This window comes from Pseudomonas sp. RL_5y_Pfl2_73 (genome assembly GCF_963970515.1).
In the GTDB taxonomy this organism is placed as follows: Bacteria; Pseudomonadota; Gammaproteobacteria; order Pseudomonadales; family Pseudomonadaceae; genus Aquipseudomonas.
On sequence record NZ_CAXAPD010000028.1, the window covers coordinates 1 to 25,767 of the forward strand.

22 protein-coding genes, 5 tRNA genes and 1 pseudogene are annotated in these 25,767 nt (G+C 61.4%); 6 read left to right on the top strand and 22 right to left on the bottom strand.

Going from position 1 to position 25,767, the window contains the following annotated elements:
- Nucleotides 1-138: 138 nt before the first annotated feature.
- From AACY42_RS22870 to uvrB, 8 genes are all read right to left on the bottom strand, one after another.
- Nucleotides 139-972 (bottom strand): alpha/beta fold hydrolase, encoded by an 834-nt coding sequence (locus AACY42_RS22870; protein WP_339482493.1) that lies wholly within the window; start codon nucleotides 970-972, stop codon nucleotides 139-141.
- Between the two features lie 28 nt (nucleotides 973-1,000).
- Nucleotides 1,001-1,540, bottom strand: a complete 540-nt coding sequence (locus AACY42_RS22875; RefSeq protein ID WP_339482495.1) for a TetR/AcrR family transcriptional regulator — start codon at nucleotides 1,538-1,540, stop codon at nucleotides 1,001-1,003.
- A 180-nt stretch (nucleotides 1,541-1,720) separates the two neighbouring features.
- A tRNA-Glu gene (locus AACY42_RS22880) sits at nucleotides 1,721-1,796 on the bottom strand.
- Nucleotides 1,797-1,871: 75 nt separating this feature from the next.
- Nucleotides 1,872-1,947: transfer RNA gene (locus AACY42_RS22885), tRNA-Ala, on the bottom strand.
- A 53-nt stretch (nucleotides 1,948-2,000) separates the two neighbouring features.
- Nucleotides 2,001-2,076: transfer RNA gene (locus AACY42_RS22890), tRNA-Glu, on the bottom strand.
- 79 nt (nucleotides 2,077-2,155) lie between these two features.
- A tRNA-Ala gene (locus AACY42_RS22895) sits at nucleotides 2,156-2,231 on the bottom strand.
- Between the two features lie 248 nt (nucleotides 2,232-2,479).
- Nucleotides 2,480-3,961, bottom strand: coding sequence for a glutamate--tRNA ligase (gene gltX / locus AACY42_RS22900; protein ID WP_339482497.1), 1,482 nt, complete (start codon nucleotides 3,959-3,961; stop codon nucleotides 2,480-2,482).
- Between the two features lie 230 nt (nucleotides 3,962-4,191).
- Nucleotides 4,192-6,207 carry an excinuclease ABC subunit UvrB gene (gene uvrB / locus AACY42_RS22905; protein ID WP_339482499.1) on the bottom strand — a complete coding sequence of 672 codons (2,016 nt, stop codon included), beginning with the start codon at nucleotides 6,205-6,207 and terminating at the stop codon, nucleotides 4,192-4,194.
- A 331-nt stretch (nucleotides 6,208-6,538) separates the two neighbouring features.
- Here uvrB and AACY42_RS22910 point away from each other — a divergent pair, with 331 nt between their 5' ends.
- Nucleotides 6,539-7,735, top strand: a complete 1,197-nt coding sequence (locus AACY42_RS22910) for an amino acid aminotransferase (protein WP_339482501.1) — start codon at nucleotides 6,539-6,541, stop codon at nucleotides 7,733-7,735.
- A gap of 299 nt (nucleotides 7,736-8,034) precedes the next feature.
- Here AACY42_RS22910 and AACY42_RS22915 read toward each other — a convergent pair whose 3' ends face one another.
- Nucleotides 8,035-8,262 (bottom strand): hypothetical protein, encoded by a 228-nt coding sequence (locus AACY42_RS22915; RefSeq protein ID WP_339482504.1) that lies wholly within the window; start codon nucleotides 8,260-8,262, stop codon nucleotides 8,035-8,037.
- Between the two features lie 235 nt (nucleotides 8,263-8,497).
- Between AACY42_RS22915 and AACY42_RS22920 the strand changes: the two genes are divergently transcribed.
- Nucleotides 8,498-8,573 (top strand) — tRNA-Asn (locus AACY42_RS22920).
- A gap of 74 nt (nucleotides 8,574-8,647) precedes the next feature.
- Here the strand turns inward: AACY42_RS22920 and glyA are convergent.
- The 5 genes from glyA to serC all read right to left on the bottom strand — a co-directional run bounded on the left by glyA (nucleotide 8,648) and on the right by serC (nucleotide 14,495).
- On the bottom strand, nucleotides 8,648-9,919 hold the full coding sequence (gene glyA / locus AACY42_RS22925) for a serine hydroxymethyltransferase (protein ID WP_339482506.1): 1,272 nt from the start codon (nucleotides 9,917-9,919) through the stop codon (nucleotides 8,648-8,650).
- A gap of 48 nt (nucleotides 9,920-9,967) precedes the next feature.
- Complete coding sequence (locus AACY42_RS22930) at nucleotides 9,968-11,140, bottom strand: aspartate aminotransferase family protein (RefSeq protein WP_339482508.1); 1,173 nt, start codon at nucleotides 11,138-11,140, stop codon at nucleotides 9,968-9,970.
- 42 nt (nucleotides 11,141-11,182) lie between these two features.
- On the bottom strand, nucleotides 11,183-12,028 hold the full coding sequence (locus AACY42_RS22935; RefSeq protein WP_339482510.1) for a YggS family pyridoxal phosphate-dependent enzyme: 846 nt from the start codon (nucleotides 12,026-12,028) through the stop codon (nucleotides 11,183-11,185).
- Nucleotides 12,028-13,275 (bottom strand): benzoate/H(+) symporter BenE family transporter, encoded by a 1,248-nt coding sequence (locus AACY42_RS22940; protein WP_339482512.1) that lies wholly within the window; start codon nucleotides 13,273-13,275, stop codon nucleotides 12,028-12,030. The genes AACY42_RS22935 and AACY42_RS22940 overlap by 1 nt, the downstream gene beginning before the upstream one ends.
- 137 nt (nucleotides 13,276-13,412) lie before the next feature.
- A complete protein-coding gene (serC, locus tag AACY42_RS22945; protein WP_339482514.1) occupies nucleotides 13,413-14,495 on the bottom strand; it encodes a 3-phosphoserine/phosphohydroxythreonine transaminase in 1,083 nt (360 codons plus the stop codon).
- Nucleotides 14,496-14,629: 134 nt separating this feature from the next.
- Between serC and pdxR the strand changes: the two genes are divergently transcribed.
- The 3 genes from pdxR (at nucleotide 14,630) to AACY42_RS22960 (ending at nucleotide 16,836) form a co-directional block, all read left to right on the top strand.
- Complete coding sequence (gene pdxR / locus AACY42_RS22950) at nucleotides 14,630-16,129, top strand: MocR-like pyridoxine biosynthesis transcription factor PdxR (protein ID WP_339482516.1); 1,500 nt, start codon at nucleotides 14,630-14,632, stop codon at nucleotides 16,127-16,129.
- A 240-nt stretch (nucleotides 16,130-16,369) separates the two neighbouring features.
- Nucleotides 16,370-16,564, top strand: coding sequence for a hypothetical protein (locus tag AACY42_RS22955; protein WP_339482518.1), 195 nt, complete (start codon nucleotides 16,370-16,372; stop codon nucleotides 16,562-16,564).
- An 89-nt stretch (nucleotides 16,565-16,653) separates the two neighbouring features.
- Nucleotides 16,654-16,836, top strand: a complete 183-nt coding sequence (locus AACY42_RS22960; protein ID WP_339482520.1) for a hypothetical protein — start codon at nucleotides 16,654-16,656, stop codon at nucleotides 16,834-16,836.
- Here the strand turns inward: AACY42_RS22960 and AACY42_RS22965 are convergent.
- Nucleotides 16,833-17,894: an AI-2E family transporter gene (locus AACY42_RS22965; protein ID WP_339482521.1), complete on the bottom strand. Its 1,062-nt coding sequence runs from the start codon at nucleotides 17,892-17,894 to the stop codon at nucleotides 16,833-16,835. The genes AACY42_RS22960 and AACY42_RS22965 overlap by 4 nt on opposite strands.
- Before the next feature lie 147 nt (nucleotides 17,895-18,041).
- Here AACY42_RS22965 and trhP point away from each other — a divergent pair, with 147 nt between their 5' ends.
- Nucleotides 18,042-19,367, top strand: a complete 1,326-nt coding sequence (trhP, locus tag AACY42_RS22970) for a prephenate-dependent tRNA uridine(34) hydroxylase TrhP (RefSeq protein WP_339482567.1) — start codon at nucleotides 18,042-18,044, stop codon at nucleotides 19,365-19,367.
- Between the two features lie 191 nt (nucleotides 19,368-19,558).
- Here trhP and AACY42_RS28805 read toward each other — a convergent pair whose 3' ends face one another.
- The 7 genes and pseudogenes from AACY42_RS28805 to AACY42_RS23000 all read right to left on the bottom strand — a co-directional run bounded on the left by AACY42_RS28805 (nucleotide 19,559) and on the right by AACY42_RS23000 (nucleotide 25,632).
- Nucleotides 19,559-20,380, bottom strand: coding sequence for a methyl-accepting chemotaxis protein (locus tag AACY42_RS28805; RefSeq protein WP_445261561.1), 822 nt, complete (start codon nucleotides 20,378-20,380; stop codon nucleotides 19,559-19,561).
- 36 nt (nucleotides 20,381-20,416) lie between these two features.
- A pseudogene (locus AACY42_RS28810) lies at nucleotides 20,417-21,238 on the bottom strand (cache domain-containing protein); the annotation flags it as partial.
- A 198-nt stretch (nucleotides 21,239-21,436) separates the two neighbouring features.
- A complete protein-coding gene (locus AACY42_RS22980; RefSeq protein ID WP_339482568.1) occupies nucleotides 21,437-22,753 on the bottom strand; it encodes a Na+/H+ antiporter family protein in 1,317 nt (438 codons plus the stop codon).
- A gap of 281 nt (nucleotides 22,754-23,034) precedes the next feature.
- On the bottom strand, nucleotides 23,035-24,348 hold the full coding sequence (locus AACY42_RS22985) for a sensor histidine kinase (protein ID WP_339482523.1): 1,314 nt from the start codon (nucleotides 24,346-24,348) through the stop codon (nucleotides 23,035-23,037).
- A complete protein-coding gene (locus tag AACY42_RS22990; protein ID WP_339482524.1) occupies nucleotides 24,345-25,013 on the bottom strand; it encodes a response regulator transcription factor in 669 nt (222 codons plus the stop codon). The genes AACY42_RS22985 and AACY42_RS22990 overlap by 4 nt, the downstream gene beginning before the upstream one ends.
- Nucleotides 25,013-25,324, bottom strand: a complete 312-nt coding sequence (locus AACY42_RS22995; protein ID WP_339482525.1) for a PepSY domain-containing protein — start codon at nucleotides 25,322-25,324, stop codon at nucleotides 25,013-25,015. The genes AACY42_RS22990 and AACY42_RS22995 overlap by 1 nt, the downstream gene beginning before the upstream one ends.
- Nucleotides 25,324-25,632: a PepSY domain-containing protein gene (locus AACY42_RS23000; RefSeq protein ID WP_339482526.1), complete on the bottom strand. Its 309-nt coding sequence runs from the start codon at nucleotides 25,630-25,632 to the stop codon at nucleotides 25,324-25,326. Before AACY42_RS23000 ends, AACY42_RS22995 begins: the two co-directional genes overlap by 1 nt.
- Between the last annotated feature and the right edge of the window lie 135 nt (nucleotides 25,633-25,767).

Consider the following 25,767-nt stretch of genomic DNA (forward strand, 5'->3'; position numbering starts at 1 on the left):
CCCCCCGCCCCCCCCCCCCCCCCCCTCTTTTTTGCCCCCCCCGGGGGGGGCGCGGCCGCCGCCCCCCCGGGCCCCGGCCCCCCCCCGCCTTTGGGGGGCCCCGCGCCCCCCCCCCGGGCCCCCCCCCCCCCCCACAGCTCAAGCCGATTGCCGCGCTTGCAGGCTTCTTCCGGCCAGCAGTGATAACACCCCATCAATGACCCGTGGATCGGCCAGCACCCGCTGATGCCCACCCTGTGGCAGTCGCAGCAAACGACTGTCGAACCAGGCTTCATGGATCAACTGCGACTCCCTGACTGAAACCGACGTGTCGTCCTCGGCATGGACGATCAACCCCGGCACGTCCAGTTGGTAATGCGCGACGTCCATCTTCGAGGCGGGCATGCCCACATCGCTTTCCACCTGGCGAATGAACGCCGAACGCGCCCTGGGTGGCAGCCCCATCATCCGGGCGAAACCACGCAGCACCCCAAGAATGCGGGCGGGCGCGGCGATGCTGACCAGCGTTTCGGTCCGCAATCCCAACTGGACAGCCAACAGGGCACTGGCGCCGCCCATGGAATGCCCGATCACAGCCTGCAACGGCGGCAGCTCCGCCGCGGCTTCGAGCATGGCCCTGGCAAACAACAGGACATTGGCCTCGCGACCCGGTGAACGACCATGGGCCGGACCGTCCAGCGCCACCACCGTGTAACCGGCGTCCACCAGGGCCGTGATCAGCGCCGCGAACTGAGTCGACCGCCCTTCCCAGCCATGCATCAGCAAGACTGCCGGACCTTTGCCCCAGCGCAAAGCCGAGAGACCGAAGCGCAAGGTGATACGCTCGGACGAGGCCAGCAACGGCAACTCCCAATCCCGCGGCGGCAAGTTCCGCGGGCGCATGAACATCGAACGCATCTGTTTGGCCACCAGGCGCGGAGCCACCCAACCCAGCGTGCCATTGACGCTACGAATCCAGCTCAACCTGTTCATCGCTCATCTCCAGGGCTTGCGCCTTAGCTCATCGCACCGCCGACTTGGCGGCGCGCAGCAAACGATCCGATAACTCTCCAGGACCCAGCGCCCGTGCCAGGGCCAAGCCGCCTACCATTAAGGCGATATCGGCCAGGGCCTTGTCGGCGTCCTCCGGGCTGGCCGCCAATTGCGCGGCCATCAACTCGACATGCTCATTGAGCACCTCACGAAATGCATCCGGCAGCCGGCCGAGCTCGCCGACCGACGCCGGGATCGGGCAGGCGTGCTCGGTGGAATCACGGTGCTTGCGTGACAGATAGAACGCCGCCACCAGAGCGCGCCGCTCTTCGCCTGTCAGCTCGCCGTCCATGTCAGCGATCAGGCCGCGGCGCCGATTGAGCAATTGCTTGAATGCCTCCAGCATCAAGGCATCCTTGCTTTCGAAATGAGCATAAAAACCACCCACCGTCAGCCCGGCCGCGCCCATCATCTCGCCCACGCTCGGCTCAGCCGGCCCACGCTGGATCAGCGCGTCGCTGGCGGCCTTGAGAATGCGTTCACGGGTTTGTGCCTTTTTATCGCTCATCGTCGCCTCCGAATATTACGATTGAAATATTATCCATGTAATAATTTTCCGCAAGCGGAAATTTTGACCGCTGGTCAGAAGTCTTTTTCAAGGATAAGGGAATTGGCCGAACGCCAGACAAACAAAAGGGCCATTCAAGAATTGAATGACCCTTATAAAATCCCGCAGAGCGGGTAATCGTGGCGTCCCCTAGGGGACTCGAACCCCTGTTACCGCCGTGAAAGGGCGGTGTCCTAGGCCACTAGACGAAGGGGACACAAACCTTCTAACTTGATCAGCGCTGAGAACTGATCGATTCAAAGCCGGTGTGGCCAGACCTTGAACCTGTAATTGGTGGAGCTAGACGGGATCGAACCGTCGACCTCTTGCATGCCATGCAAGCGCTCTCCCAGCTGAGCTATAGCCCCAGATTTTTCGCCTCGCGGCGGAGCGATATCGTGCAACATCGCTTCTGTAAAACTGGCGTCCCCTAGGGGACTCGAACCCCTGTTACCGCCGTGAAAGGGCGGTGTCCTAGGCCACTAGACGAAGGGGACGCAAACCCTTCTATACAACCGATCAACGCTGAGTGTTGATCGCTTCAAGACCGGTGCGGCCAGGCCTTGAAGTGCAAATTGGTGGAGCTAGACGGGATCGAACCGTCGACCTCTTGCATGCCATGCAAGCGCTCTCCCAGCTGAGCTATAGCCCCTCATCGCTGAGGACGGGGCGAATCTTAAGGGCGTATCGGAGGGCTGTCAAATTTATTTTCAACAAATTTGAAAATTTTTTGCCGGGATAACAATCACTTACCACCTTCCCCAATAAAAACTGGGGCCTCGCCTGTTTCGTAGGAGCTGTCGAGCGAAGCGAGGCTGCGATCTTTTGATCTTTCGCTTGAGATTCAATTAGCTAGGAAAAGATCACAACCTCGTTGCACTCCACAGCTCCTACAGGCCATCAAGCGATCGCGTCCAGCAGCTTTTCCCACTCCTTGTGTTCCTTCTTCGACACACCACCGAGCAGATCGATGGCCTGGCGCAGGCGGAAACGGGTCAGGTCCGGCCCGAGGATTTCCATCGCATCGAGCACCGACACCGAGCTGGTCTGGCCGGTAATGGCGGCAAACATCAGCGGCATGGCATCGCGCAGTTTCAACGCCTGCGACTCGACCACGCCCTGTATGGTCGCGGTGATGCTGTCCTTCTCCCACTGACGCAGGCTTTCGAGCTTCCACAGGATCAGTTGCATCAACTGGCGCACCTGGTCGCCGGAGAGCTTCTTGGATTCAAACAGCTTCGCATCCGGCGTCACGCCACCGGCGAAGAAGAAGCCGGCCAGCGGGGCGATCTGGCTGAAGGTCTCTACCCTGCCCTGCACATGGGGAGCGATCTTCATCATGTACTCAGGGTTCAATGCCCACTTCTGCACACGAGCGGCGAACTCTTCCACCGGCAGGTCCCGTAGCCACTGCCCGTTGAGCCACGACAGCTTCTCAACGTCGAAGATCGGCCCGCCCAAGGACACGCGCGACAAATCGAAATGCTCGACCATTTCCTGTAGCGAGAACTTCTCGCGCTCGTCCGGCATAGACCAGCCCATGCGCCCCAGGTAGTTGAGCATTGCCTCGGGCATGAAGCCCATGCGCTCGTAGAACGTCACCGAGGTCGGGTTCTTGCGCTTGGACAGCTTGCTCTTGTCCGGGTTACGCAGCAGCGGCATGTAGCACAGCTGTGGTTGCTCCCAGCCGAAGTATTCGTAGAGCAGGATCAGTTTCGGCGCCGACGGCAGCCATTCTTCACCGCGCAGGACATGGGTGATGCCCATCAGGTGATCGTCGACCACGTTCGCCAGGAAGTACGTCGGCAGGCCGTCGGTCTTCATCAGCACTTGCATGTCCATGCGATCCCACGGGATCTCGACATCGCCACGCAGCATGTCCGGCACCACGCAGACGCCTTCGGTTGGGACCTTCATGCGGATCACATGGGGCTCACCGGCCGCCAGGCGACGGGCGACTTCGTCCTTGGACAGCAGCAGCGCACGGCCGTCGTAGCGCGGGGTTTCGCCACGGGCCATTTGCTCGGCGCGCATCTGGTCCAGCTCTTCGGCGGTGCAGAAACACGGGAACGCATACCCCATGTCCACCAATTGCTGGCAATACTGCTTGTAGATGTCGCCACGCTCGCTCTGGCGGTACGGACCGTGGGGGCCGCCGACGTCCGGACCTTCGCTCCAGTCGATCCCCAGCCAGCGCAGGGCGTCGAAGATCTGCTGTTCGGACTCGCGGGTCGAACGCAACTGGTCGGTATCCTCGATCCGCAGGATGAACTCGCCGCCATGCTGCTTGGCAAAGCAATAGTTGAACAAAGCGATGTAGGCGGTGCCGACATGGGGATCGCCAGTGGGCGAAGGCGCGATGCGGGTGCGGACGGTGGTCATGGCATGTCTCGGAAAGAATATAAAAGCGAAGATCGAACAGGGGGCGAATGGTAACAGGCGATGGCGGGCGGGCTCCAGTGAGAGCGGGATTTGTGTAGCCGGTCGTCAGACCGAGTCGCCCCCATCGCGAGCCGGCTCGCTCCCACAGGAGACCGCGTGCAGCCAGAACGACGCGGTCAACTGTGGGAGCAGGCTTGCTCGCGAAGAGGCCTTTGAAGCCACTTCAATACTCAAACGGTCAGCAAGCGCTCACGCAACTTGCCAATCTCATCGCGCAATTGCGCCGCTGCCTCGAACTCCAGGTCCCGAGCCAACTGGTACATTTTCTCTTCCAACTGCCGGATGCGCTTGGTGATTTCGCTCGGCGAGCGCAGTTCGGCCTCGTAGCGGGCGCTCTCTTCGGCCGCCTTGGCCATGCCTTTGCGCTTCTTGCTGCGCGAGCCGGGCACAGTGGCGCCTTCCATGATGTCGGCGACGTCCTTGAACACGCCCTTGGGGGTGATGCCGTTGGCTAGGTTGAAGGCTATCTGCTTGTCGCGACGGCGTTCAGTCTCGCCGATGGCCCGCTCCATGGAGCCGGTGATGCGGTCGGCATACAGAATCGCCCGACCATTGAGGTTACGTGCCGCGCGACCGATGGTCTGGATCAACGAGCGTTCGGAACGCAGGAAACCTTCCTTGTCGGCGTCGAGAATCGCCACCAACGACACTTCCGGCATGTCCAGGCCTTCGCGCAGCAGGTTGATGCCCACCAGCACATCGAAGGTGCCCAGGCGCAGGTCGCGGATGATCTCGACCCGCTCCACCGTGTCGATGTCCGAGTGCAGGTAGCGCACCCGCACGTCATGGTCGGCCAGGTAGTCGGTGAGGTCCTCGGCCATGCGCTTGGTCAGCGTGGTGACCAGCACCCGCTCCTCCACCGCCACGCGCTTGGAGATTTCCGAGAGCAGGTCATCGACCTGGGTCAACGCCGGCCGCACCTCGACTTGCGGGTCCACCAGCCCGGTCGGCCGCACCACTTGCTCAACCACCCGCCCGGCATGTTCGGCCTCGTAGTTGCCGGGTGTGGCGGAGACAAAAATCGTCTGCGGGCTCACGCTTTCCCATTCGTCGAAGCGCATCGGCCGGTTGTCCAGCGCCGAGGGCAGGCGGAAACCGTATTCCACCAGGGTTTCCTTGCGCGAACGGTCGCCTTTGTACATGGCGCCGACCTGGGGCACGCTGACGTGGGACTCGTCGATGACCAGCAAGGCGTCGGCCGGCAGGTAGTCATACAAGGTGGGCGGCGCCGCGCCCGCTGGACGGCCCGACAGGTAGCGCGAGTAGTTTTCGATGCCGTTGCAGTAGCCCAGCTCCAGGATCATCTCCAGGTCGAACCGGGTCCGTTGTTCCAGACGCTGGGCTTCCACCAGTTTGTTGTTCGAACGCAGGTACTCCAGGCGTTCCTGCAACTCGACCTTGATCCCCTCGATGGCGTCCAGCAGGGTTTCCCGGGGCGTCACGTAGTGGCTCTTGGGGTAGAACGTGAAACGTGGCAACTTGCGGATCACTTCACCGGTCAGCGGGTCGAACGCCGAGAGGCTCTCCACCTCATCGTCGAACAGCTCGATGCGGATCGCTTCCAGGTCCGATTCCGCCGGATAGATGTCGATCACATCGCCACGCACCCGGAACGTCGCCCGGGCGAAATCCATGTCGTTGCGGGTGTATTGCAAGTCCGCCAGGCGCCTGAGCAAGGCACGCTGGTCGAGCTTGTCGCCGCGGTCCACGTGCAGCACCATCTTCAGGTAGGTTTCCGGGCTGCCCAGACCGTAGATGCACGACACAGTGGTGACGATAATCGCGTCCTTGCGCTCGAGTAACGCCTTGGTCGCCGACAGTCGCATCTGTTCGATGTGGTCGTTGATCGAGGCATCCTTCTCGATGAAGGTGTCCGACGATGGCACGTACGCCTCGGGCTGATAGTAGTCGTAGTAGGAAACGAAGTACTCCACGGCGTTATTCGGGAAAAACGCCTTGAACTCACCGTACAACTGGGCCGCCAGGGTCTTGTTCGGCGCCAGTACCAGGGTCGGGCGTTGAATCTGAGCGATCACGTTGGCGATGCTGAAGGTCTTGCCCGAGCCGGTCACACCGAGCAGCGTTTGGTGCGCCAGCCCGGCCTCGATGCCCTCGACCATCAGGCGGATGGCTTCTGGCTGATCGCCGGCGGGCTGGAAGCGGGTGACTAGCTGGAATTCAGACATGACATAACCTCTGGATTCACCCCTGTCGGCCAGCCGACAGGAACGAGAAAGACCGAAACGACTGATGTCGCCCGAGGAAAAAACTGGAATGCACACAATGTGGAGGTGAATGCCTTCGCTTTCAAGACGAACGTCCTACACGCCCTGAAGACTTTGACGCGGCGACAGGACTAACGGTCGAAAAAAATCGTAAAAACTTAGCGTAAAAACCGAATCGCCTGTCGCCGCGCCGGGTGATGGCCTCTATACTAGCTCCCCGTTTGTGCACCGCTCTAGTGCATTCGGCTGGAGCGCCACACCTCCCCTCACTCTCCATTAGAGCCGCGCAATAATGAGCCTGTTTTCCGCTGTCGAATTGGCACCCCGCGACCCCATCCTGGGCCTCAACGAAGCTTTCAACGCCGACACCCGTACCAACAAGGTCAACCTGGGTGTTGGTGTTTACTGCAATGAAGAGGGGCGTATTCCACTCCTGCGCGCGGTTGTCGAGGCCGAGACGGCTCGCGTGGCTCAGCACGTTTCCCGTGGTTACCTGCCGATCGACGGCATTGCCGCCTACGACCAGGCCGTTCAGACCTTGCTGTTCGGCAAGGATTCGCCGCTGATCGCCTCCGGCCGCGTCATCACCACCCAGGCCGTGGGCGGCACCGGTGCGCTGAAGATCGGCGCCGACTTCCTCAAGCAACTGCTGCCTGACGCTGTCGTCGCCATCAGCGACCCAAGCTGGGAAAACCACCGCGCCCTGTTCGAAACCGCTGGCTTCCCGGTGCGGAACTACCGCTACTACGACGCCGCCACCCACGACGTGAATCGCAGCGGCCTGCTGGAAGACCTCAACGCCCTGCCCGACCGCTCGATCGTTGTGCTGCACGCCTGCTGCCACAACCCGACCGGCGTGGACCTGAGCCCGGAAGATTGGAAAAACGTGCTGGCCGTGGTCAAGGCCAAGAACCACGTTCCGTTCCTGGACATGGCCTACCAGGGCTTTGGCGCCGGCATCGACGAAGACGCGGCGGCCGTGCGCCTATTCGCCGAATCGGGGCTGACCTTCTTTGCCTCCAGCTCGTTCTCCAAGTCGTTCTCCCTGTACGGCGAGCGCGTCGGCGCCCTGTCGATCGTCAGCGAATCAAAAGAAGAAAGTGCCCGCGTGCTGTCCCAGGTCAAGCGCGTGATCCGCACCAACTACTCCAACCCGCCGACCCACGGCGCCAGCATCGTCGCCGCCGTGCTCAACAGCCCGGAACTGCGGGCCCAGTGGGAAGCCGAGCTGGCCGAAATGCGCCTGCGCATTCGCGGCATGCGCAACCAGATGGTGGACAGGCTGGCCAAGGCTGCCCCGCACCACGACTTCAGCTTCGTCGCCCGCCAGAGCGGGATGTTCTCCTACTCCGGCCTGAGCGTTGAACAAGTGACGCGCCTGCGCAACGAGTTCGGCATCTATGCCCTGGACACCGGCCGCATCTGCGTGGCCGCGCTGAACCAGAACAACATCGATGCGGTGACCAAGGCCATCGTCCAAGTGATCTGACGCCCTCGGCGCTGGATGAAAAACGGGAAGCCAAGGCTTCCCGTTTTTTTTGAGTATCCCCATCAGGTCAGGTAACCCCCAACCTGTGGCGAGGGAGCTTGCCCCCGCTGGGCTCTGTAGGAGCTGGCGAAGCCTGCGATCTCTTGATCTTTCGCTCTCGACTCAATGGGGGGGGGGAAGGATCGCAGCCTCGTTGCACTCGACAGCTCCTACACAGCTCCTGCACAGCTCCTACAGCGCAGCCCAGCGGCGGCCACTCCCTCGCCACAAAAGCACCTGACACAACACGCTCGGTGAGGCTACAACTCCGTAGCCCGCTGGCTCGCCGCATCGTCATACACAACATACAACGACTCGGCCACCTGGCTCTTGATCGCCTTGGTGCTTTCCAGCCCCAGGACAAACCCCTCGGCCTTGCCGCCGGCACGGTTCAACGCTTCGGCAGTGCTGGCCTGGGTAATGGCGTCGTACAGTTTCTCAGCGTGAGGCCCCACGCCCTTGGGCAAGCTGATCTGAGCGGTACTCACAAGAGCACCTCGGCGCGGTGGGCTGGGCGAAGAGGTAACAGGTGGTTCATGGCGCGTACCTTAATGTCGGCGAATGGCCGGCAGCGCGTACTGCCACTTCCGGGCGACCATGGTAGTCCTCTCCTGCCCTGGCGGTAACTGCCAATCGTTGATTGACCGTCAAAGGGCACCGGGGATCTACCGCTCGGCAATAGAAGCTTGACTTCTCTTTTCCAATCAGTAACATACGCGCCATTCCGCGATAGCTCAGTTGGTAGAGCAAGTGACTGTTAATCACTGGGTCCCTGGTTCGAGTCCAGGTCGTGGAGCCAGACAAGGTTCCAGAGAAGGCTTTTAAAATCTCTGAATCCCCCGAAAAACCCGCCTTATGGCGGGTTTTTTCGTTTTAGCGCTGCCGATATACAGGATGACGACGACACAGTGCCACCACCTGTTCGCGCACATGATGCGCTACCTGCTCGCTGCCGCCGGATTCCAGGGCGTCCAGCACGTCACACAGCCAACCTGCCAGTTGCTCGCACTCTGACACTCCAAACCCGCGAGTGGTGACGGCCGGGGTACCGATGCGCAGCCCTGAGGTCACGAACGGCGAACGGGGATCGTTGGGCACCGAGTTTTTGTTGGCCGTGATGTAGGCATTGTTCAGGGCGGCATCGGCGTCCTTGCCGGTGTAAGGCTTGTCGGACAGGTCGATCAACATCATGTGGTTGTCGGTCCCCCCGGAGACAATCCTGTAGCCACGCCGCTGCAGTACGGCAGCCATGGCCCGGGCGTTGATCACGACCTGCTTCTGATAGGTCTTGAACCCGGGCGCCAGCGCTTCCTTGAAGGCAACGGCCTTGGCCGCGATCTGGTGCATCAACGGACCACCCTGGACGCCAGGGAATACCGCCGAATCGAGCTTCTTGTAAAACGTATCGTCCTGCCCCTTGGACAGGATCACCCCGCCCCGTGGGCCACGCAGGGTCTTGTGGGTCGTACTGGTTACCACATGGGCGTGGGCCAACGGGTTCGGATACTCACCCGCGGCCACCAGACCGGCAACGTGGGCCATATCGACCCAGAAAATCGCCCCGACCTTGTCGGCAATGGCCCGCATGCGCGCCCAGTCCTTGTAACGGGAGTAAGCGGAAAAGCCACCAATCAACATCTTCGGCCGGGTTTGAAGGGCGATGCGCTCCATCTCGTCGTAGTTGATCAGCCCCGTCTGCGGGTCGAGACCGTAGGGAACGATCTTGTAATGACGACCGGAGAAATTGGCGGGGTTGCCATGGGTCAGGTGACCACCCTGGGCCAGGTTCATGCCCATCACGGTGTCGCCAGGATCGAGCAGTGCCAGGAACACGGCGGCGTTGGCCTGGGCCCCGGCATGAGGCTGGACGTTGGCGTAATCGCAATCGAACAGCGCCTTGATCCGCTCGATGGCCAGGCGCTCAGCCACATCGACATACTCGCAGCCGCTGTAGTAGCGCTTGCCCGGGTAACCTTCGGCGTATTTGTTGGTGAGCACCGAGTTCTGAATCGCCATCACCAATGGGCTGGCATAGTTCTCGGAGGCGATCAGCTCGACGTGGTCTTCCTGGCGGTGTTCTTCGTTGTGAATCGCCTCACATAGCTCAGCGTCGAACGCTGCAAGGGTCAGGGATGAGTCGTACATGATGATAGGGTCCTGTGGATTGGGAAAATGAGCCGGTTGCAGTGCCTGCTACGACAAAAGCCGAATGACACGCTCTGCGATGTCGTCGATCTGCGCTTCATCGCAGATCAGCGGTGGCAGCAGTCGGATAGTGTTGCCACGGGTAACGGTGATGAGCAGGTGCTGTTCGTCCCGCGCCCGACCAACCAGCTCGGCGCAGTTACGATCCAGCTCGATTCCAATCATCAGCCCCAATCCGCGGATGGAAACGACATTGGGGTGGTTGTTCAGCGCCTCATGCAGGGCTGCCAGCAGCCGATGGCCCGAGGTGGCGGCCCGCTGCGGGATGTGCTCGCGCTCCATGATGTCGAGCACCGTGCAACCCACACGACAGGCCAGTGGGTTACCACCGAAGGTGGAGGCATGATGGCCGGGGGAAAACAGCTCGGCCGCGGCGCCCCGCGCCAGGCAGGCCCCGATCGGAAAGCCGTTGCCTAGCGCCTTGGCCAGCGTGATGACGTCAGGCACTATCCCCGCGTGCTGGAAGCCGAACCAGGTACCGGTGCGGCCCATTCCGGTTTGCACTTCATCGACCATCATCAGCCAGTCGTGTTCGTCGCACAGTTGCCGCAGAGCCTGCAGATAGCTGGCGGATGCCGCATGCACACCACCCTCCCCCTGCACCGGCTCAACCAGCACCGCGACGATGTCGGGTGATTGCGCCGCTGCCTGACGGACCGCCTCGATATTGTCGTAAGGCACCCGCACAAAGCCCGGCATCAATGGCCCGAAGCCGCGCTGCACGGCAGGGTTTCCGGTCGCCGCCAGGGTTGCCAGGGTGCGGCCGTGGAAGCTGTTCTCCATGACCAGCACCTGCGGCTGTGCCACCTGCCTGACGTTGGCGTGTAGCCGGGCCAGCTTGAGCGCCGCTTCGTTGGCTTCGGCCCCCGAGTTGCAAAAGAACGCGCGCTGCATGCCTGACAAGCCACACAAGCGCTCGCCGAGTTGCTCCTGCCATTCGATGCGGAACATGTTGGTGGTGTGCAGCAGTTGGCCGGCCTGCTCGGCGATCGCAGCGGCAATTGCGGGGTTGGCATGACCGAGGCTGGTGACGGCCACACCGGCGATCGCATCCAGGTACTCGATCCCTTGCGTGTCCCACAGGCGCGCACCCTGGCCTCGGCTGAACGAGACAGGCTGGCGTGCGTATGCCTGCATGAGGTACGAGGGTGAAGAGGTCATGGCATTCCTTCCAGTAGGTCATGGATCAAAAGGGGTCGGGGTTTAGGGTTCGCGCGAGTCATTACTGCCGGGGCTAGCATCCGCCGCAGGCCAGTAATAGGCGTCCGGCATGGCGCGTGCACCGAAGATGGCCTGACCGACACGCACCACGGTCGCACCTTCTTCGATCGCGATTTCGAAATCACCGGACATGCCCATGGACAGTTCCTCCAGCCCGACACCGGCCGGTGCGTCTTGGCGCAGACGCTCGCGCAGTTCGCGCAGCAGCACGAAACAAGGGCGGACACGGGCGACGTCGGCAGAGAACAGTGCCAGCGTCATCAGGCCTCGCACGCGTAGCGCAGAGAACGCAGGCAGCGCACGTAAAAAGTCGGCGACCTCTTCGGGCCTCAGGCCGTATTTGCTGACCTCACCGGAGGTATTGACCTGGACGAACACATCCAGCTGCCGACCTTCGATTTGCAGGCGACGGTCCAGTGCCTCGGCCACACGCAGGCTGTCCAGCGCCTGGAACTCGGAGGCAAAACGAGCAACCTGCTTAACCTTATTGGTTTGCAGGTGGCCGATGACCGACCATTGCAGGTCGGTCAGGTCAGCCATGGCTTCCCATTTACGCTGCGCTTCCTGCACCTTGTTCTCGCCCAGTAGCCGGCAGCCTGCGACGTAGGCCAGGCGCAGGTGTGCTTCGTCAAAGGTTTTGCTCACCGGCAGCAGACGTACGCTCGCTGGATCACGACCGACACGCTGGCAGGCGCTGGCGATGCGCCGCTGCACTGCAGCCAGATTGCGCCGAAAGTCCTCAACGCTGTTGGCCTGCGGGTAGCGGCCGTGGCACTCGTGCAGGGTCAGGGTGTCGACTTCGGTGAGCTCTTCAATACAGGCTTGCATCAGTTGGCAGCTCCTTTACGGGTGACAGGCTCGGCGGCAGGATTGAAGACCGGCTCGCGACGCGGCAAACGGCCGTTGAGTACGGCGTACGCCACCAGACCAATCAACAGCCCCCAGAACGCCCCACCGATCCCGAACAAAGTGATGTTGGCGGCAGCTGCCAGGAAGGTAATCAGCGAGGCTTCGCGGGATTTGGCGTCAACCATGGCACTAGCCAGGCTGCCGCCGATGGTGCCCAGCAGGGCGAGCCCGGCCAGAGTAGTGATGAAGGCTGGCGGGAAGGCCATGAACACCGCAGCGAGGGTCACGCCGAAGACCCCTACGAGGATGTAGAAGACGCCCGCAGCAATGCCGGCGATCCAGCGCTTGGAGGGTTCTTCATGGGCCTCCTTGCCGGTGCAGATGGCTGCTGTAATCGCCGCAATGTTGAACGCGTGGGAACCAAAGGGCGCCATGAGCAAGGAACCCAACCCGGTGAGGGTCACGATCGGATTCGCACTGGTGCTGAACCCATCGTTGCGCAGTACCAGCATGCCAGGCATGTACTGACCGGTCAGGGTGATCAGAAACAGCGGCAACGCGACACTGAGCAAAGCATTGAGCGAGAACTCAGGCAGGGTGAACACGGGTGCCGCGAGTTGCAGCCCCAGCCCCGACAAATCTAAACGTCCCTGAATCAGCAGGAAGGCCAGCCCCAATGCCAGAATGCCCACCACCGCGTAGCGTGCGGTAAAACGTTTGAGCAGGATGTAGGCAACAATCAGCAACCCGACCAGCATCGGGTCAATGCTCATGCCGCCAAAAGCACCGATGCCAAACTGCAGCAGGATACCGGCCAGCAGCCCTGCGGCCACACCCGGCGGGATCAGTCGGATGACTTTTTCGAAGTAGCCGGACAAGCCCAGCAGCACGAAGGCAGCGGCCGAGATCATGTACGCGCCCACCGCCTCGGCATAGGGCGTGGTGGCCAGGGCGACGACCAGGAATGCCGCCGCGGGTGTCGACCAGGCGGTTATGATCGGCTCGCGAGAAGCCCAACTGAGGAACAGCCCGGTAACGCCCACGCCAATCGACACGGACCACACCCACGAAGCTGTCAACTCAGGGCTCAGCCCAGCCACCTTGGCTGCCTGGAAGACCAGAATGAAGGTGCCGCCATAGTTGACAATGACCGAGATCAGACCGGCGACAATCGGATGAATGAGATCGCCGAGGCGAATAGATGACTTGGATGTTGAAGAGGACATGGCTTTACTTTGCTCCTTGCAAAGCGAGGTACTTCGCCTCGACTGGAAAGTGATTTATAACGCTGAAATGGCCTGTTTTTCCCATACACTTTTGCGCATGAAACCAGACCACTTATCGAGCCTGCGGCGGTCCATGCCTAGCCATGCACACGGGCGAAGTCCTTCATGAAATCGGTCAATGCCTCGACCGCCGGCAGCGTGACCGCGTTGTAGATGCTGGCCCTGACACCACCAACCGAGGCATGGCCCCTGAGGCCTTTGAATCCGGACTGATCGGCCAGGCACAAGAAGTCCTTTTCAACCGCGGTGTCGGCGAGCACGAACGGCACGTTGTTGATCGAGCGAAACGACGCTTGCACACTGTTGCGATAGAACCCGTCGCTGTCGTCAATCGTGCGATACAGCAGCTCGGCCTTGGCCTGGTTGGTCTGGTGGACCTTCTCGATACCACCGCAGCGTTGAATCCACTTGAGTGTCAAACCGGTGAGGTACCAGGGGAAGGTTGCCGGCGTATTGAGCATCGATTCCGCGTTGGCGATGTGCGCGTAATTGAGAATGTCGGGGGTGACCTCCAGTGCGGCATCGAGTAGCGCGGCGTCAATGATCACGATGGTAAGGCCCGCCGGCCCCATGTTCTTTTGCACGGCGGCATAGATAAGGCCGTGTTTGGCCACATCAATGGGTTTGGAGAGCAGGCTTGAACAGGCGTCGCAGACCAGAGGAACCGACACGCATGGCGCGCCGGCGAATTGCACGCCGTGCACCGTTTCGTTCTCCGTGTAGTGCAGATAGGCGGCGTTCGGGTTGAGGTTCCAGTCCGTCACGGCGGGGATGCGATCAAAGCCAGAAGCCTTGCTGCTGGCAGCGATACGAACGTCACAGTAGCGCTGAGCAGCCTGGATGGCCTTGCCCGACCAGAGCCCGGTATGCAGATAGTCCGAAGTCCCTTTATCGCCCAACAGATTCATCGGCACCTGGGCAAACTGCAGCGAGGCGCCGCCTTGCACGAACAGCACTTTGTACTGGCTGGGCACCTGCAGAATCGCCCGCAGGTCTTGTTCGGTCTGATAGGCAAGTTCCATGAACACTTCTGAGCGATGGCTGATTTCCATCACCGACATGCCGGTACCAGCGAAGTCGAAAAACTCTTCGTGCGCTTGCAGAAGCACTTCAAGCGGCAGCGCGGCTGGCCCTGCGCTGAAGTTGTGTGACCTTGCCATACCTTAATCCAGCCCTTCTCAAAGTGGCCCACCAAGCGATAGATCGCCGAGCACAAACGCAATAGCGATGGACAGAGTCTACGGATAGACTGGCCTGCCTTTGCAGGCCAATTTATTCATACAGAGCAGACCGCATGGCAAAAACCTTCGAACTCGAAACGCTGAAGATGCGACTCAATGACGCCGAGTTTCAGTTGCTGGATCTGCACCAGCGGATTCAGCGTGCCCTGCGCGCACTGATCCTCGACGGTGCCCTTGACTCTGGCCTGAAGCTGCCGGCAACCCGGGTCCTGGCCAAGACGCTGGGCGTTGCCCGTGACACGGTCGAGAACGCCTATGTGCAATTGCACCGCGATGGCTTCATCGTGCGGCGCGAGGGCTCGGGCAGCTATGTATCCGAGACGGTTGGCACCGAGTTGCGCGGGGCTGCGCGCCGACGCCAAAAACTGCAAGACATCCAGCGCAGCGAAGCGATGCCAGGATCGGGATTGAGCCGGCGCGGACAGATGATTTTCGACAGTGGTGGCGTGACTGATCAACAGGTCATCAAGGCCTTCGCCACGGGGCTACCGGAAACCCGCAGCTTCCCCACCGATGTGTGGGAACGCCTGCAACGCCAGGTCATGAAGGACTACCGGGGCAACATCCTGCTGCATGGCGACCCACAAGGCGCCGAGCCTCTGCGCAAGGCGATCGCCACCTACTTGAACCTCGAACGCGGGGCCAAATGCTCCCCCGACCAGATCCTGGTGTTGAGCAGCACTCGCCAATCCCTGTTTCTGTGCGCGCAGTTACTCGTGGATGCCGGCAAACCGATCCTGCTGGAAAACCCGGGCTACTACGGCGCCCGGAAGGCCTTTGAAACGGCAGAGACCAAGGTCGTGCCCATTGACGTCGATGCACTGGGCATACGCACAGACCTGCTGCGGGCGGACCGCAGCGGCGCCAGTTGCGTCTATGTGACGCCTTCGCATCAATACCCCACCGGGGCAACCCTGCCGCTGGAACGCCGACTCGAGCTGATCAACTGGGCGACCGAGCATGGCAAGTGGATCATCGAGGACGACTACGACAGCGAGTTCCACTACGACGGGCTGCCGACGGCGTGCGTGCAAGGCCTGGACAAATACCAGCGTACGATCTACCTCGGCACCTTCAGCAAAACGCTCTATCCGGGGTTGCGGATGGGTTACATGGTGTTGCCTTTGGAGCTGGTCAAAGCCTTCACCTACGCGCGCAGCATCATGGACGGCCACACACCACAGATCCTTCAGTTGACCTTGGCACGCTTCATGGAAGACGGTCACTACAACGCCCATGTCCGGGCCATGCGCAAACTCTACGCCGGACGCCGTACAACCCTGCTCGATGCCATTGGCAGCCACCTGGACGGAATCGTTACCGCCTTGCGCCCCCAAGGCGGGCTGCAGATTCCCTGCCTGCTGGCCGATGGCTGGTCGGAGGAAAAGACTCTCCGCCAAGCGGCCAGTGCGGGCGTGCAACTGCCCGGCCTCAGCCGGCTGTACGCCGGCGAAGAAAAGAAACAAGGTTGGCTATTGGGGTACTCGTCCCTGACCGCCCATGAAATCGAAGCGGCCATGCGGCGGCTGGCCAATGCGCTGAGCACCAAATAGAACAACCTATGAAGTTCGACGTTCAAGCACATCGCTTTTTTGTGGGTAAAAAGCGGTTCGATGGCCATATATGCCTGCCCGAGGTCGCTGCCGGAACAACTATCGGGTACCAAAAAGGCATTATGGTCTGAATCCTGCTTTCTTTTTTCCAACAACCCAAGCTGTCACGTGTGCGTCATGACCGGGCCGCAAACTGGCCCTGTCCGCCAACAACAGCTTCATAAAAACAAGGACGAAGCTATGCCCACACAAAACCCCCACCGCATCGTCGGTCTGTGCACCTCCAGCAAGGTGTACAACGTGCTGACCGAACTCAAGCAACTGGAAGGTCACCGCAGCGCCAAGTTTCTTTCCCTGCTGGCGGAAAGCCTGGTGCGCAAGGGGCTGCTCAATGAACAGGAAGTGGTGCACATGCTCGATCTGGTCGTCGACTGAGCGGTATCGATTCCTACTATTGAGCCGGTTGATTTTTCGTTACACCCACTGAGTCGTAATGTAACCCCATCGATTGATGGAGGTTTCCCATGCCCAAGGTTCAAATCATGTCTGTCGTTGGCAGCGCCGTCCCCGCCCCACTCCGGGAGCTCGGGTTACTGGCCTGCTGGTATCTGGTGCAAGACGGGGTGACCATCAGCGGCCCGCTGACTTCACTGCCCGCCGCCCAGGCCCTGTCGCAACGCATCGGTCCGTACTTGCTGCGCGCCTAAGGCAACTGCACCCGCGGCGTGGTTTCGACGAACAGGGCCCAACTCGATATGAACAGCGCGGCGATCAGCGGCCCGATCACGAAGCCGTTCAGCCCGAACACCGCCAGCCCGCCCAGTGTCGAGACCAGCACCATATAGTCGGGCATCTTGGTGTCCTTGCCCACCAGGATCGGGCGTAGAAAGTTGTCCACCAAACCGATCACGAACACCCCGAACAGCGTCAGCACCACGCCCTGCCAGATCGCCCCCGAGAGCAGGAAATACACCGCCACCGGCCCCCAGACGAGGCCCGCCCCCACCGCAGGCAACAACGACAGGAGCGCCATCAGCACCGCCCAGGGCAACACCGTCGTAATCCCCAGGATCCAGAAGATCAGCCCACCCAGCGCACCTTGGCTGATGGCGACCAGCAGGTTGCCTTTCACCGTGGCGCGCACCACCCGATTGAATTTCAACTGCAGGCGGCGCTTTTGATGTCCCGCCAAGGGAACGGCCGTGCGCACCTTGCGCACCAGCTCCGTGCCGTCGCGCAGAAAGAAGAACAGCAGGTAGATCATCACGAAGAAGCTGACCAGGAACTGAAAGGTCCCCTGCCCGAAACTGAAGGCCTGGGTGGCGAAGAACTCGCTGCCCTGCATCGCGCCCTTGACGATCTGGTCGCGCAAGCCGTTCAGGTCGCCCAGGCCGAAGCGGTCCAGCAGGTGCTGGAAGTAAGGCGGCAAGGCGTCCTTGAAGCGGGCCAGGTAATCGGCAATGTCCAGCTCTCCGCTTTCCAGGCTCTTGTACAACGCCGCGCCTTCCTGGACCAACAACGTACTGATGATGATCACCGGCAAGATCGCGCTGACCACGCAGATGCTCAACGTGAACAGTGAGGTGACATTGCGGTGCCAGCCGAATTTCAACTGCAGGCGGCGCTGCATCGGCGCAAAGACGATGCCCAGGATCACCGCCCAGAACACCGCGCCGTAAAACGGCAACAGAATCCAGATGAACGCAACCGTGACCAGTACCAGGAGCAACATCTGGGCTTTGTTTTGCAGCATCTTCCGATTCATCAGTTTTCCATGTCCAAAGGCGGGATAAACATTAGTCAGCCAGGACTCGTGGGAGTGCCTTCTCGTTTACGCCGCGCATTGATTCAGATCAATCAGGCCTGGCCGACCATGGGTTACCCTCGCCGCCTTTTGCGATCCGACGCCATCATGACCCTCGCCGCCCCCGAACTACTGGCCCCCGCCGGCACCCTGAAAAACATGCGCTATGCCTTCGCCTACGGTGCCGATGCGGTGTATGCCGGCCAGCCGCGCTACAGCCTGCGGGTGCGCAACAACGAATTCGACCACGCGAACCTGGCCTTGGGTATTGCCGAGGCCCAAGCCTTGGGCAAGCGCTTCTACGTGGTGGTGAACATTGCCCCGCACAACGCCAAGCTGCGCACCTTCCTCAAAGACCTCGAACCGGTGATCGCCATGGCGCCGGACGCGCTGATCATGTCCGACCCGGGGTTGATCATGCTGGTGCGCCGGCATTTCCCCCAGATGCCGATTCACCTGTCAGTGCAGGCCAACACGGTGAACTGGGCGAGCGTCGAGTTCTGGCAGCAGCAGGGCTTGAGCCGGATCATCCTGTCCCGGGAACTGTCCCTGGAGGAAATCGCCGAGATCCGTGAACAGGTGCCGGCCATGGAGCTGGAGGTGTTCGTCCATGGAGCGCTGTGCATGGCCTATTCCGGGCGCTGCCTGCTGTCCGGCTATTTGAACAAGCGCGACGCCAACCAGGGTAGTTGCACCAATGCCTGTCGCTGGAAGTATTCGGCACAACCGGCGGTGGAAAACGCCGTGGGTGACATTGTGCAGACCTATCAGCCCGAGCCGACCCTGGGCCTCGGGGCGCCCACCGACCAGGTGTTTTTGCTTCAGGAAGCCAACCGCCCGGAAGAATCCATGCCAGCCTTCGAGGACGAGCACGGCACCTACATCATGAATGCCAAGGACCTGCGGGCCGTGCAGCACGTCGAGCGCCTGGCGCGCATGGGTGTGCATTCGTTGAAGATCGAAGGCCGGACCAAGTCGCACTTCTATTGCGCGCGCACCACCCAAGTGTATCGCCGGGCCATCGATGACGCGGTGGCCGGCCGGGAATTTGATCGTGGCCTGATGACCGACCTCGAGTCCCTGGCCCAACGCGGCTACACCGAAGGTTTTCTAAGGCGCCACGTGCACGACGAATACCAGAACTACCAGAACGGCAGCTCGGTGTCGGAGCGCCAGCAGTTCGTCGGCGAACTGACCGGCGAACGGCGCGAACGCCTGGCCGAAGTGCGGGTAAAGAACCGCTTTAGCCTGGGGGACCATATGGAACTGATGACCCCCAAGGGTAATTTCCACTTCGACCTGCATCAGTTGCAGAACGCCAAAGGCCAGGGCATTGAGGTGGCACCGGGGGATGGGCATGTGGTGTACGTGCCGATCCCGGATGCAGTGGATCTGCAGTTTGGGTTGTTGATGCGCGATGTGCGCGAGCCATAGTCGCCACCGAGCAAGCCCAACAGGGGATTTGTGATGGACACAGGATTCTGCATGCCACAAATCTTTAGCTCCCGGCAGAAACTGCCGAAGGCTGCGATCCTTCTTTCTCGATAAGACCCGGTTGCCCAGGTGAAAACATCTGGATCGAGAGCGAAAGATCGCAGCCTTCGGCAGCTCCTGCTGCGGTGGGATCAGATCCGGAACTGCCCCACCAGCTTGCCCAGGCGCTGGCCCAGGTCGGCCAGGCTGCGGGAAGTCTGGGCGCCAAGTTGGGTTTCGTCGGCGACGCTGTCCACAGCCACGGCGATCTGATGCACGCTGCGGTTGATTTCCTCAGCCACCGCGGTCTGTTCTTCGGCAGCGCTGGCGATCTGGGCGTTCATCGAGTTGATGGTGCCGATCAGTTGCGCCATGGTGTCCAGGGAGGCGCCCGCCTCATTGGCCCGTTCCGAAGTACCGTCGCCGGCCTCACTGGAACGGCGCATCGCTTCCACTGCCGCGTGGGTGCCTGATTGCAAGCGATCGATCATGCCCTGAATTTCCTGGGTGCTCTGCTGGGTCCGGCTGGCCAGGGCCCGCACTTCATCGGCCACCACCGCAAACCCACGCCCCGCTTCACCGGCCCGCGCAGCCTCAATGGCGGCGTTGAGGGCCAGTAGGTTGGTCTGCTCGGCAATCGAACGAATCACCCCGAGCACGCTGACAATCGAGGCCACGTCCTGCTGCAGGCTGTCCAGGGACACGCCGCTGCTGCGGATGTCGCTCACCAACGCATGAATCTGCTGGATGCTGCCGGCCACCACGCGCTTGGCCGATTGCCCTTCCTCGTCGGTCTGCTGGGCCGCGACGGCGGCGCCCTGGGCGCTGCGGGCGACTTCCTGGGCAGCCGAGGACATCTCGTTGATCGCTGTGGCGACCTGATCGGTTTCGTGGCGCTGGCGTTCCATGGCCTGCTCGGAACGCTGGGCCTGCTCGGAGACTTGCGTCACCAGCCCGGTCAGTTGCGAGGTCATGTCGGTGATCTGCCGCACCAGGCCGTGGATCTTGTCGACAAAGCGGTTGAACGAACCGGCCAACTGGCCGAGCTCGTCCTGGCTGGTGATGGTCAGGCGACGCGTCAGGTCACCCTCACCGGCGGCGATGTCGTCGAGGTTGTCTTTCATCAGGTGCAACGGCCGCAGGATGGTGTTGGCCAGCAACAGGCCCACCACCGCGATCACCAGCAACACCACGACGGCAATCCCGACGATGCTCAATATCACGCCTTGCAGACGTTCATGAACCTTGGCTTCCACCAACGCCACCTGGGCTTCAATGCCGTCCAGGTTGACCGAGCTGCCGACCGCCAGGTCCCACTTGGAGAGGTATTCGGTGTAGCCCAGCTTGGGCACCAGGTCTTTGCTGCCGGGCAGCGGCGAGCTGTATTCCAGGTAATGCGTCCCGTCCTTGGCGACTTTCACCAGGTCACGGTTGACATAGACACCGTTCGGGTCGCGGTTGTCCTTGAAACTCTTGCCCACGCCCTCAGGGCTGTTGGCCTTGAACAGACGAATGGTCTCGGAGTCGTAGCCGAAGAAATAGCCGTCCTTGCCGTAGCTGATATTCGACAGCAGCTTGATCGCCTGGGCGCGCGCCTCATTATCGCCAGGCGCGGCAGCATCGTAGAGCGGCTTGATGGCGGTCAGGCCCACCGCCACATAATTCTGCAGTGTGGCCTTGGCATCGCTGAGCAAGCGTTCGCGGGTCTGCAGGACCTCTTTGCTAGCTTGCTCTTTCAAGATGAAAGCCGTGGTCAGGCTGATGATCACGGCGGACAGCAATACCGGCAGTATCGCAAGGGACAGGACTTTAGCCTTCAAGCTCAGGCGCATGCTGTTCACTCTTGTAGGTGTTGTTGGCGTGGTTAGCTGTATAACGGCATCGCACGGCAAAACTGTAGGGCAAGGTGAACAGGGCTTAAGAGAAGGGTCGAATTGAGGAGACCCCTCGCGAGAGGCTCGCTCCCACCTTGGAATGCATTCCAAGGTGGGAGCGAGCCTGCTCGCGATTGAGGCAACTCGGTATTGAGGTTACAACACCATCGCCGCCACCCAACCAAACACCAGCAGCGGCAGGTTGTAGTGGATGAAGGTCGGGACCACGGTGTCCCAGATGTGATGGTGTTGGCCGTCGATGTTCAGGCCGGAGGTCGGGCCCAGGGTCGAGTCCGAGGCTGGCGAGCCGGCGTCGCCCAGGGCGCCGGCGGTGCCGACGATGCAGACGATCGCCAGCGGGCTGAAGCCCAGCTGCAGGCACAGTGGCACGAAAATCGCCGCCAGGATCGGTACGGTAGAAAACGACGAGCCGATGCCCATGGTCACCAGCAGCCCCACCAGCAACATAATCAGCGCGCCAACGCCCTTGTTGTGGCCAATCCAGGCCGCCGAAGACTCCACCAGGCTCTGGACTTCACCGGTGGCCTTCATCACTTCGGCGAAGCCTGAAGCCGCGATCATGATGAAGCCGATCATCGCCATCATCTTCATGCCTTCGGTGAACAGGTCGTCTGTCTCGCGCCAGCGCACCACCCCCGACAGCGAGAAAATCAGGAACCCGACCAGGGCACCGATGATCATCGAGTCCACCAGCAACTGCACCGCGAACGCCGCCGCCACTGCACACCCGGCCACCATCAGGCTCAACGGGTTGTAGCGCACCGCCACTTGCTCGACTCGGGCAATTTGCTTCAAATCGTAGACGCGTTTCTTGCGGTAGGTAAAAAACGACAGTACCAGGCCGAACACCATGCCCAGCGCCGGGATGCCCATGGCGTGGGTAATGGTGATGCCGCTGACATCCACACCGCTGCGAGCGACGCTGGCCAGGAGGATTTCGTTGAGGAAGATATTGCCGAAACCCACTGGCAGGAACATGTAGGGGGTGATCAGGCCGAAGGTCATGACGCAGGCGATCAGCCGGCGGTCCAACTGCAACTTGGTCAGCACATAGAGAAGCGGCGGCACCAGCAGCGGGATGAAGGCGATGTGGATCGGCAGAATGTTCTGGGAAGCGATCGCGACCATTCCCAGCAGCCCGATCAGCACCCATTTGACGCCCGAGCCACCTGCGGCATCCTGGCGCCCCACCAGGGCCAGGGCTTTGTCCGCCAGGGCGTGGGCCATGCCGGATTTGGCAATCGCCACAGCGAAAGCACCGAGCAAGGCGTAGGACAACGCCACTGTCGCACCGCCACCCAGGCCAGCGTTGAACGCCTTGAGCGTCGCCTCAATCCCCAGGCCGCCCGTCAGGCCACCCACCAACGCGCCGACAATCAGCGCGATCACCACATGCACGCGGGCCAGGCTGAGCACCAGCATGACGCCAACCGCGGCAATTACTGCATTTATCATCATTACCTCAAAGCACAGCGATGGAAAGCCACCGGACAAAAAGGTCGCGACTTTGCAGCAAGCGGCGGCAAGCTGCAAGGGCCGTGGGGCGGGTTTTCAGTTGCCCACAGTGCTTGAATCCATCTTCCCCCGTGTGGGAGCGAGCCTGTGGGAACAACGCTTGCTCGCGATGACGTCGTCACCTACAACACCGGTACTGGCTTTAAGTGCTATCGCGAGCCAGCGTTGTTCCCACAGGCTCGCCCCACCCACAGGGAGGCGGTGCCATTAAATAGCTGTCAGCGTCGGGGCAGTTCGATCACCACCTTCAACCCACCCCACTCACTGTCGTCCAACGCCAGCAGGCCGCCCCAGGTGTCGACGATGTCCCGCACGATGCCCAGGCCCAGGCCGTGTCCATCGGTCTGCTCATCCAGCCGCGTGCCGCGGCTGAACACCTGGTCGCGGCGATCCTTGGGGATGCCCGGGCCGTCGTCCTCCACGGCCAGGCTGAACCCCTGGACCGTTTCGATCATGCTCAGGCGCACCTCGGCGTCGGCCCATTTGCAGGCGTTATCCAACAGGTTGCCCAGCAGTTCCAACAGGTCCTCACGGTCCCAGGGCAGGTGCAGGCCTGGCGGGGCGACGTAGCTCAGGTGCAGGTGTTCGCCGTGGATCATGTTCAGCGTGGCCAGCAACCCCGGCAGTTCGGCGTCGCAGTCCAGGTGCGCGCCGGGCAAGGCGTCGCCGGACAGACGGGCGCGGTTGAGTTCCCGGTTCAGGCGCTGGTGGACCTGCTCCAGTTGTGCGAGCAACAGCTTGCGCAACTCGGGATACGGGTCCAGCTTCTCGTTCGACGCCAGGCTTTGCAATACCGCCAGCGGGGTCTTCAAGGCATGGCCGAGGTTGCCCAGGGCGTTGCGCGAGCGCTTGAGACTGTCTTCGGTGTGAGCCAGCAGATGGTTGATTTGCGCCACCAACGGTTCCAGCTCCCGTGGCACCTGTTCGTCGAGTTGTGAGCGTTGCCCGCGTTGCAACTGGGCAATCTGATCCCGCGCCCGGTCCAGTGGACGCAAGGCGCGGCGCACGGTGATGCGTTGCAGCAACAAAATCAACAGCAGCCCCGCCAACCCGAGACCAAAGCCGATCTGCTGCATTCGGCGGAAACTGTCGCGCACCGGCGTGTAGTCCTGGGCCACGCTGATGGAAATTGCCTGGCCCAACCGTCGATAGTCGGTGCGCAGCACCAGCAGCTTCTGGCCCTCAGGCCCCAGTTGCAGGTTGCTGTGCAGGCCCGGGTGGTCGAGCCGCGGCAGTTCCTGGTCCCACAGGGAACGGGAGCGCCAGTGCGCATCGGCAAAATCGATGCGAAAATAGTGCCCGGAAAACGGTCGCTGATAGGCCGGCGACAGACGTCGCTCATCCAACTGCAACCCCTGCGGGCCACGCACCAGGGCCACCAGCAGGTTTTCGCTGTCGTTGCGCAGCCCGGCCTCCAGGTAACGTTGCAAGCCCAGCTCGAACAGCCACAGACTGGTCTGTGCCAGGACCAGGCCGACCACCACCATCACACCGATCAGCCCCAGGCTCAGGCGCCGCTGGATGGACCTCACTGCGCCTGCCCGCCAAACAGGTAACCCTGGCCGCGACGGGTTTCGATCACGCTGCGTCCCAGCTTACGCCGCAGGTGGTTGACGTGGACTTCCAGCACGTTGGAATCGCGCTCGGTCTCACCGTCATACAGGTGTTCAGCGAGATGGATTTTGGAAAGAATCTGCTCGGGATGCAGCATGAAATAACGCAACAGGCGGAACTCGGCCGCCGTGAGCTGGATGTCGGTGCCGTCGCGGACCACGCACTGACGACTCTCATCCAGGTGCAACCCGGCTGATTTCAGCGTCGGCTGGTTGACCTGGCCGTGGGAGCGGCGCAGCAACGCCTGGATCCGCAACTGCAGCTCTTCAGGATGAAAAGGTTTGGTCAGGTAATCGTCGGCCCCGGCCTTGAGGCCTTCGATGCGCTCGGCCCAGGACCCACGTGCGGTGAGGATCAGCACCGGCGTGCTCAGGCCTCCGGCACGCCATTGTGCGAGCACCTCAAGCCCCGGCACACCCGGCAGACCGAGATCGAGGATGATCAGGTCGTAGGGTTCACTGCTGCCCTGATACACCGCGTCACGACCATCGGCGAGCCAGTCGACGGCATAGCCCTGGCGTACAAGCCCGGCCATCAGTTCGTCGGCCAGGGGCACGTGATCTTCCACCAGAAGCAGACGCATCAGTCTTCCTCATCTTTGAGTAAACGGCCGGTCGAGGCCTCCAGGTCCAGTTCGCGCACGACGCCGTCGGCGGCCAGCAATTCGACCTCATAAATATAGACGCCGTGCTTTTCTTCCAGCTCGGCCTCCAGCAATTTGGCGCCGGGATGGAGATCCATCGCCCGTTGCAGCAAGTGTTCCAGCGGCAGGATCACGCCCTGCTGGCGCAGTTGCAGGGCCTCGTCCTGATCCAGGTCCCGGGCCACGGCCAGCGAACAAAACGCCAGCAGCGCCAGCGCCCATCGACTATGGGCCCGCAGATTAAGCTTCATTACGTATCCTGATGATTCTTGAGCACCTTGCCGTTAGTGGCGTCCAATTTTAGATCCCACTCAATGCCCTTCGTATCGCGCAGATCCACCTGGTAAATGTACTTGCCGTACACTTCGTCCAGCTCGGTATCGGTCAAGGTGGCACCAGGGTGTTCGGCCAGGGCAGCGGCGTTGAGTTTTTCGAAGGACAGGATGGTACCAGCGTCTTGCAGTTTGCGGGCTTGGTCCACGCTCAGGTCTCGTGCGTGAACCAGGTTGGTACCGAGTGCCATGAGGGTCGCGATGAAAAAGGCAGTCAGGCGGTTCATGGGGTATCTCCTTTTTATAATCTTCACTAGGGGGACTGTATCGACGCGAACTTAACTGAAACTGAATGGCCATCATGGAACACTCCTCCCCCCCAAGGAGCTGCCGAAGGCTGCGATCTTTTGATCTTGATCTGG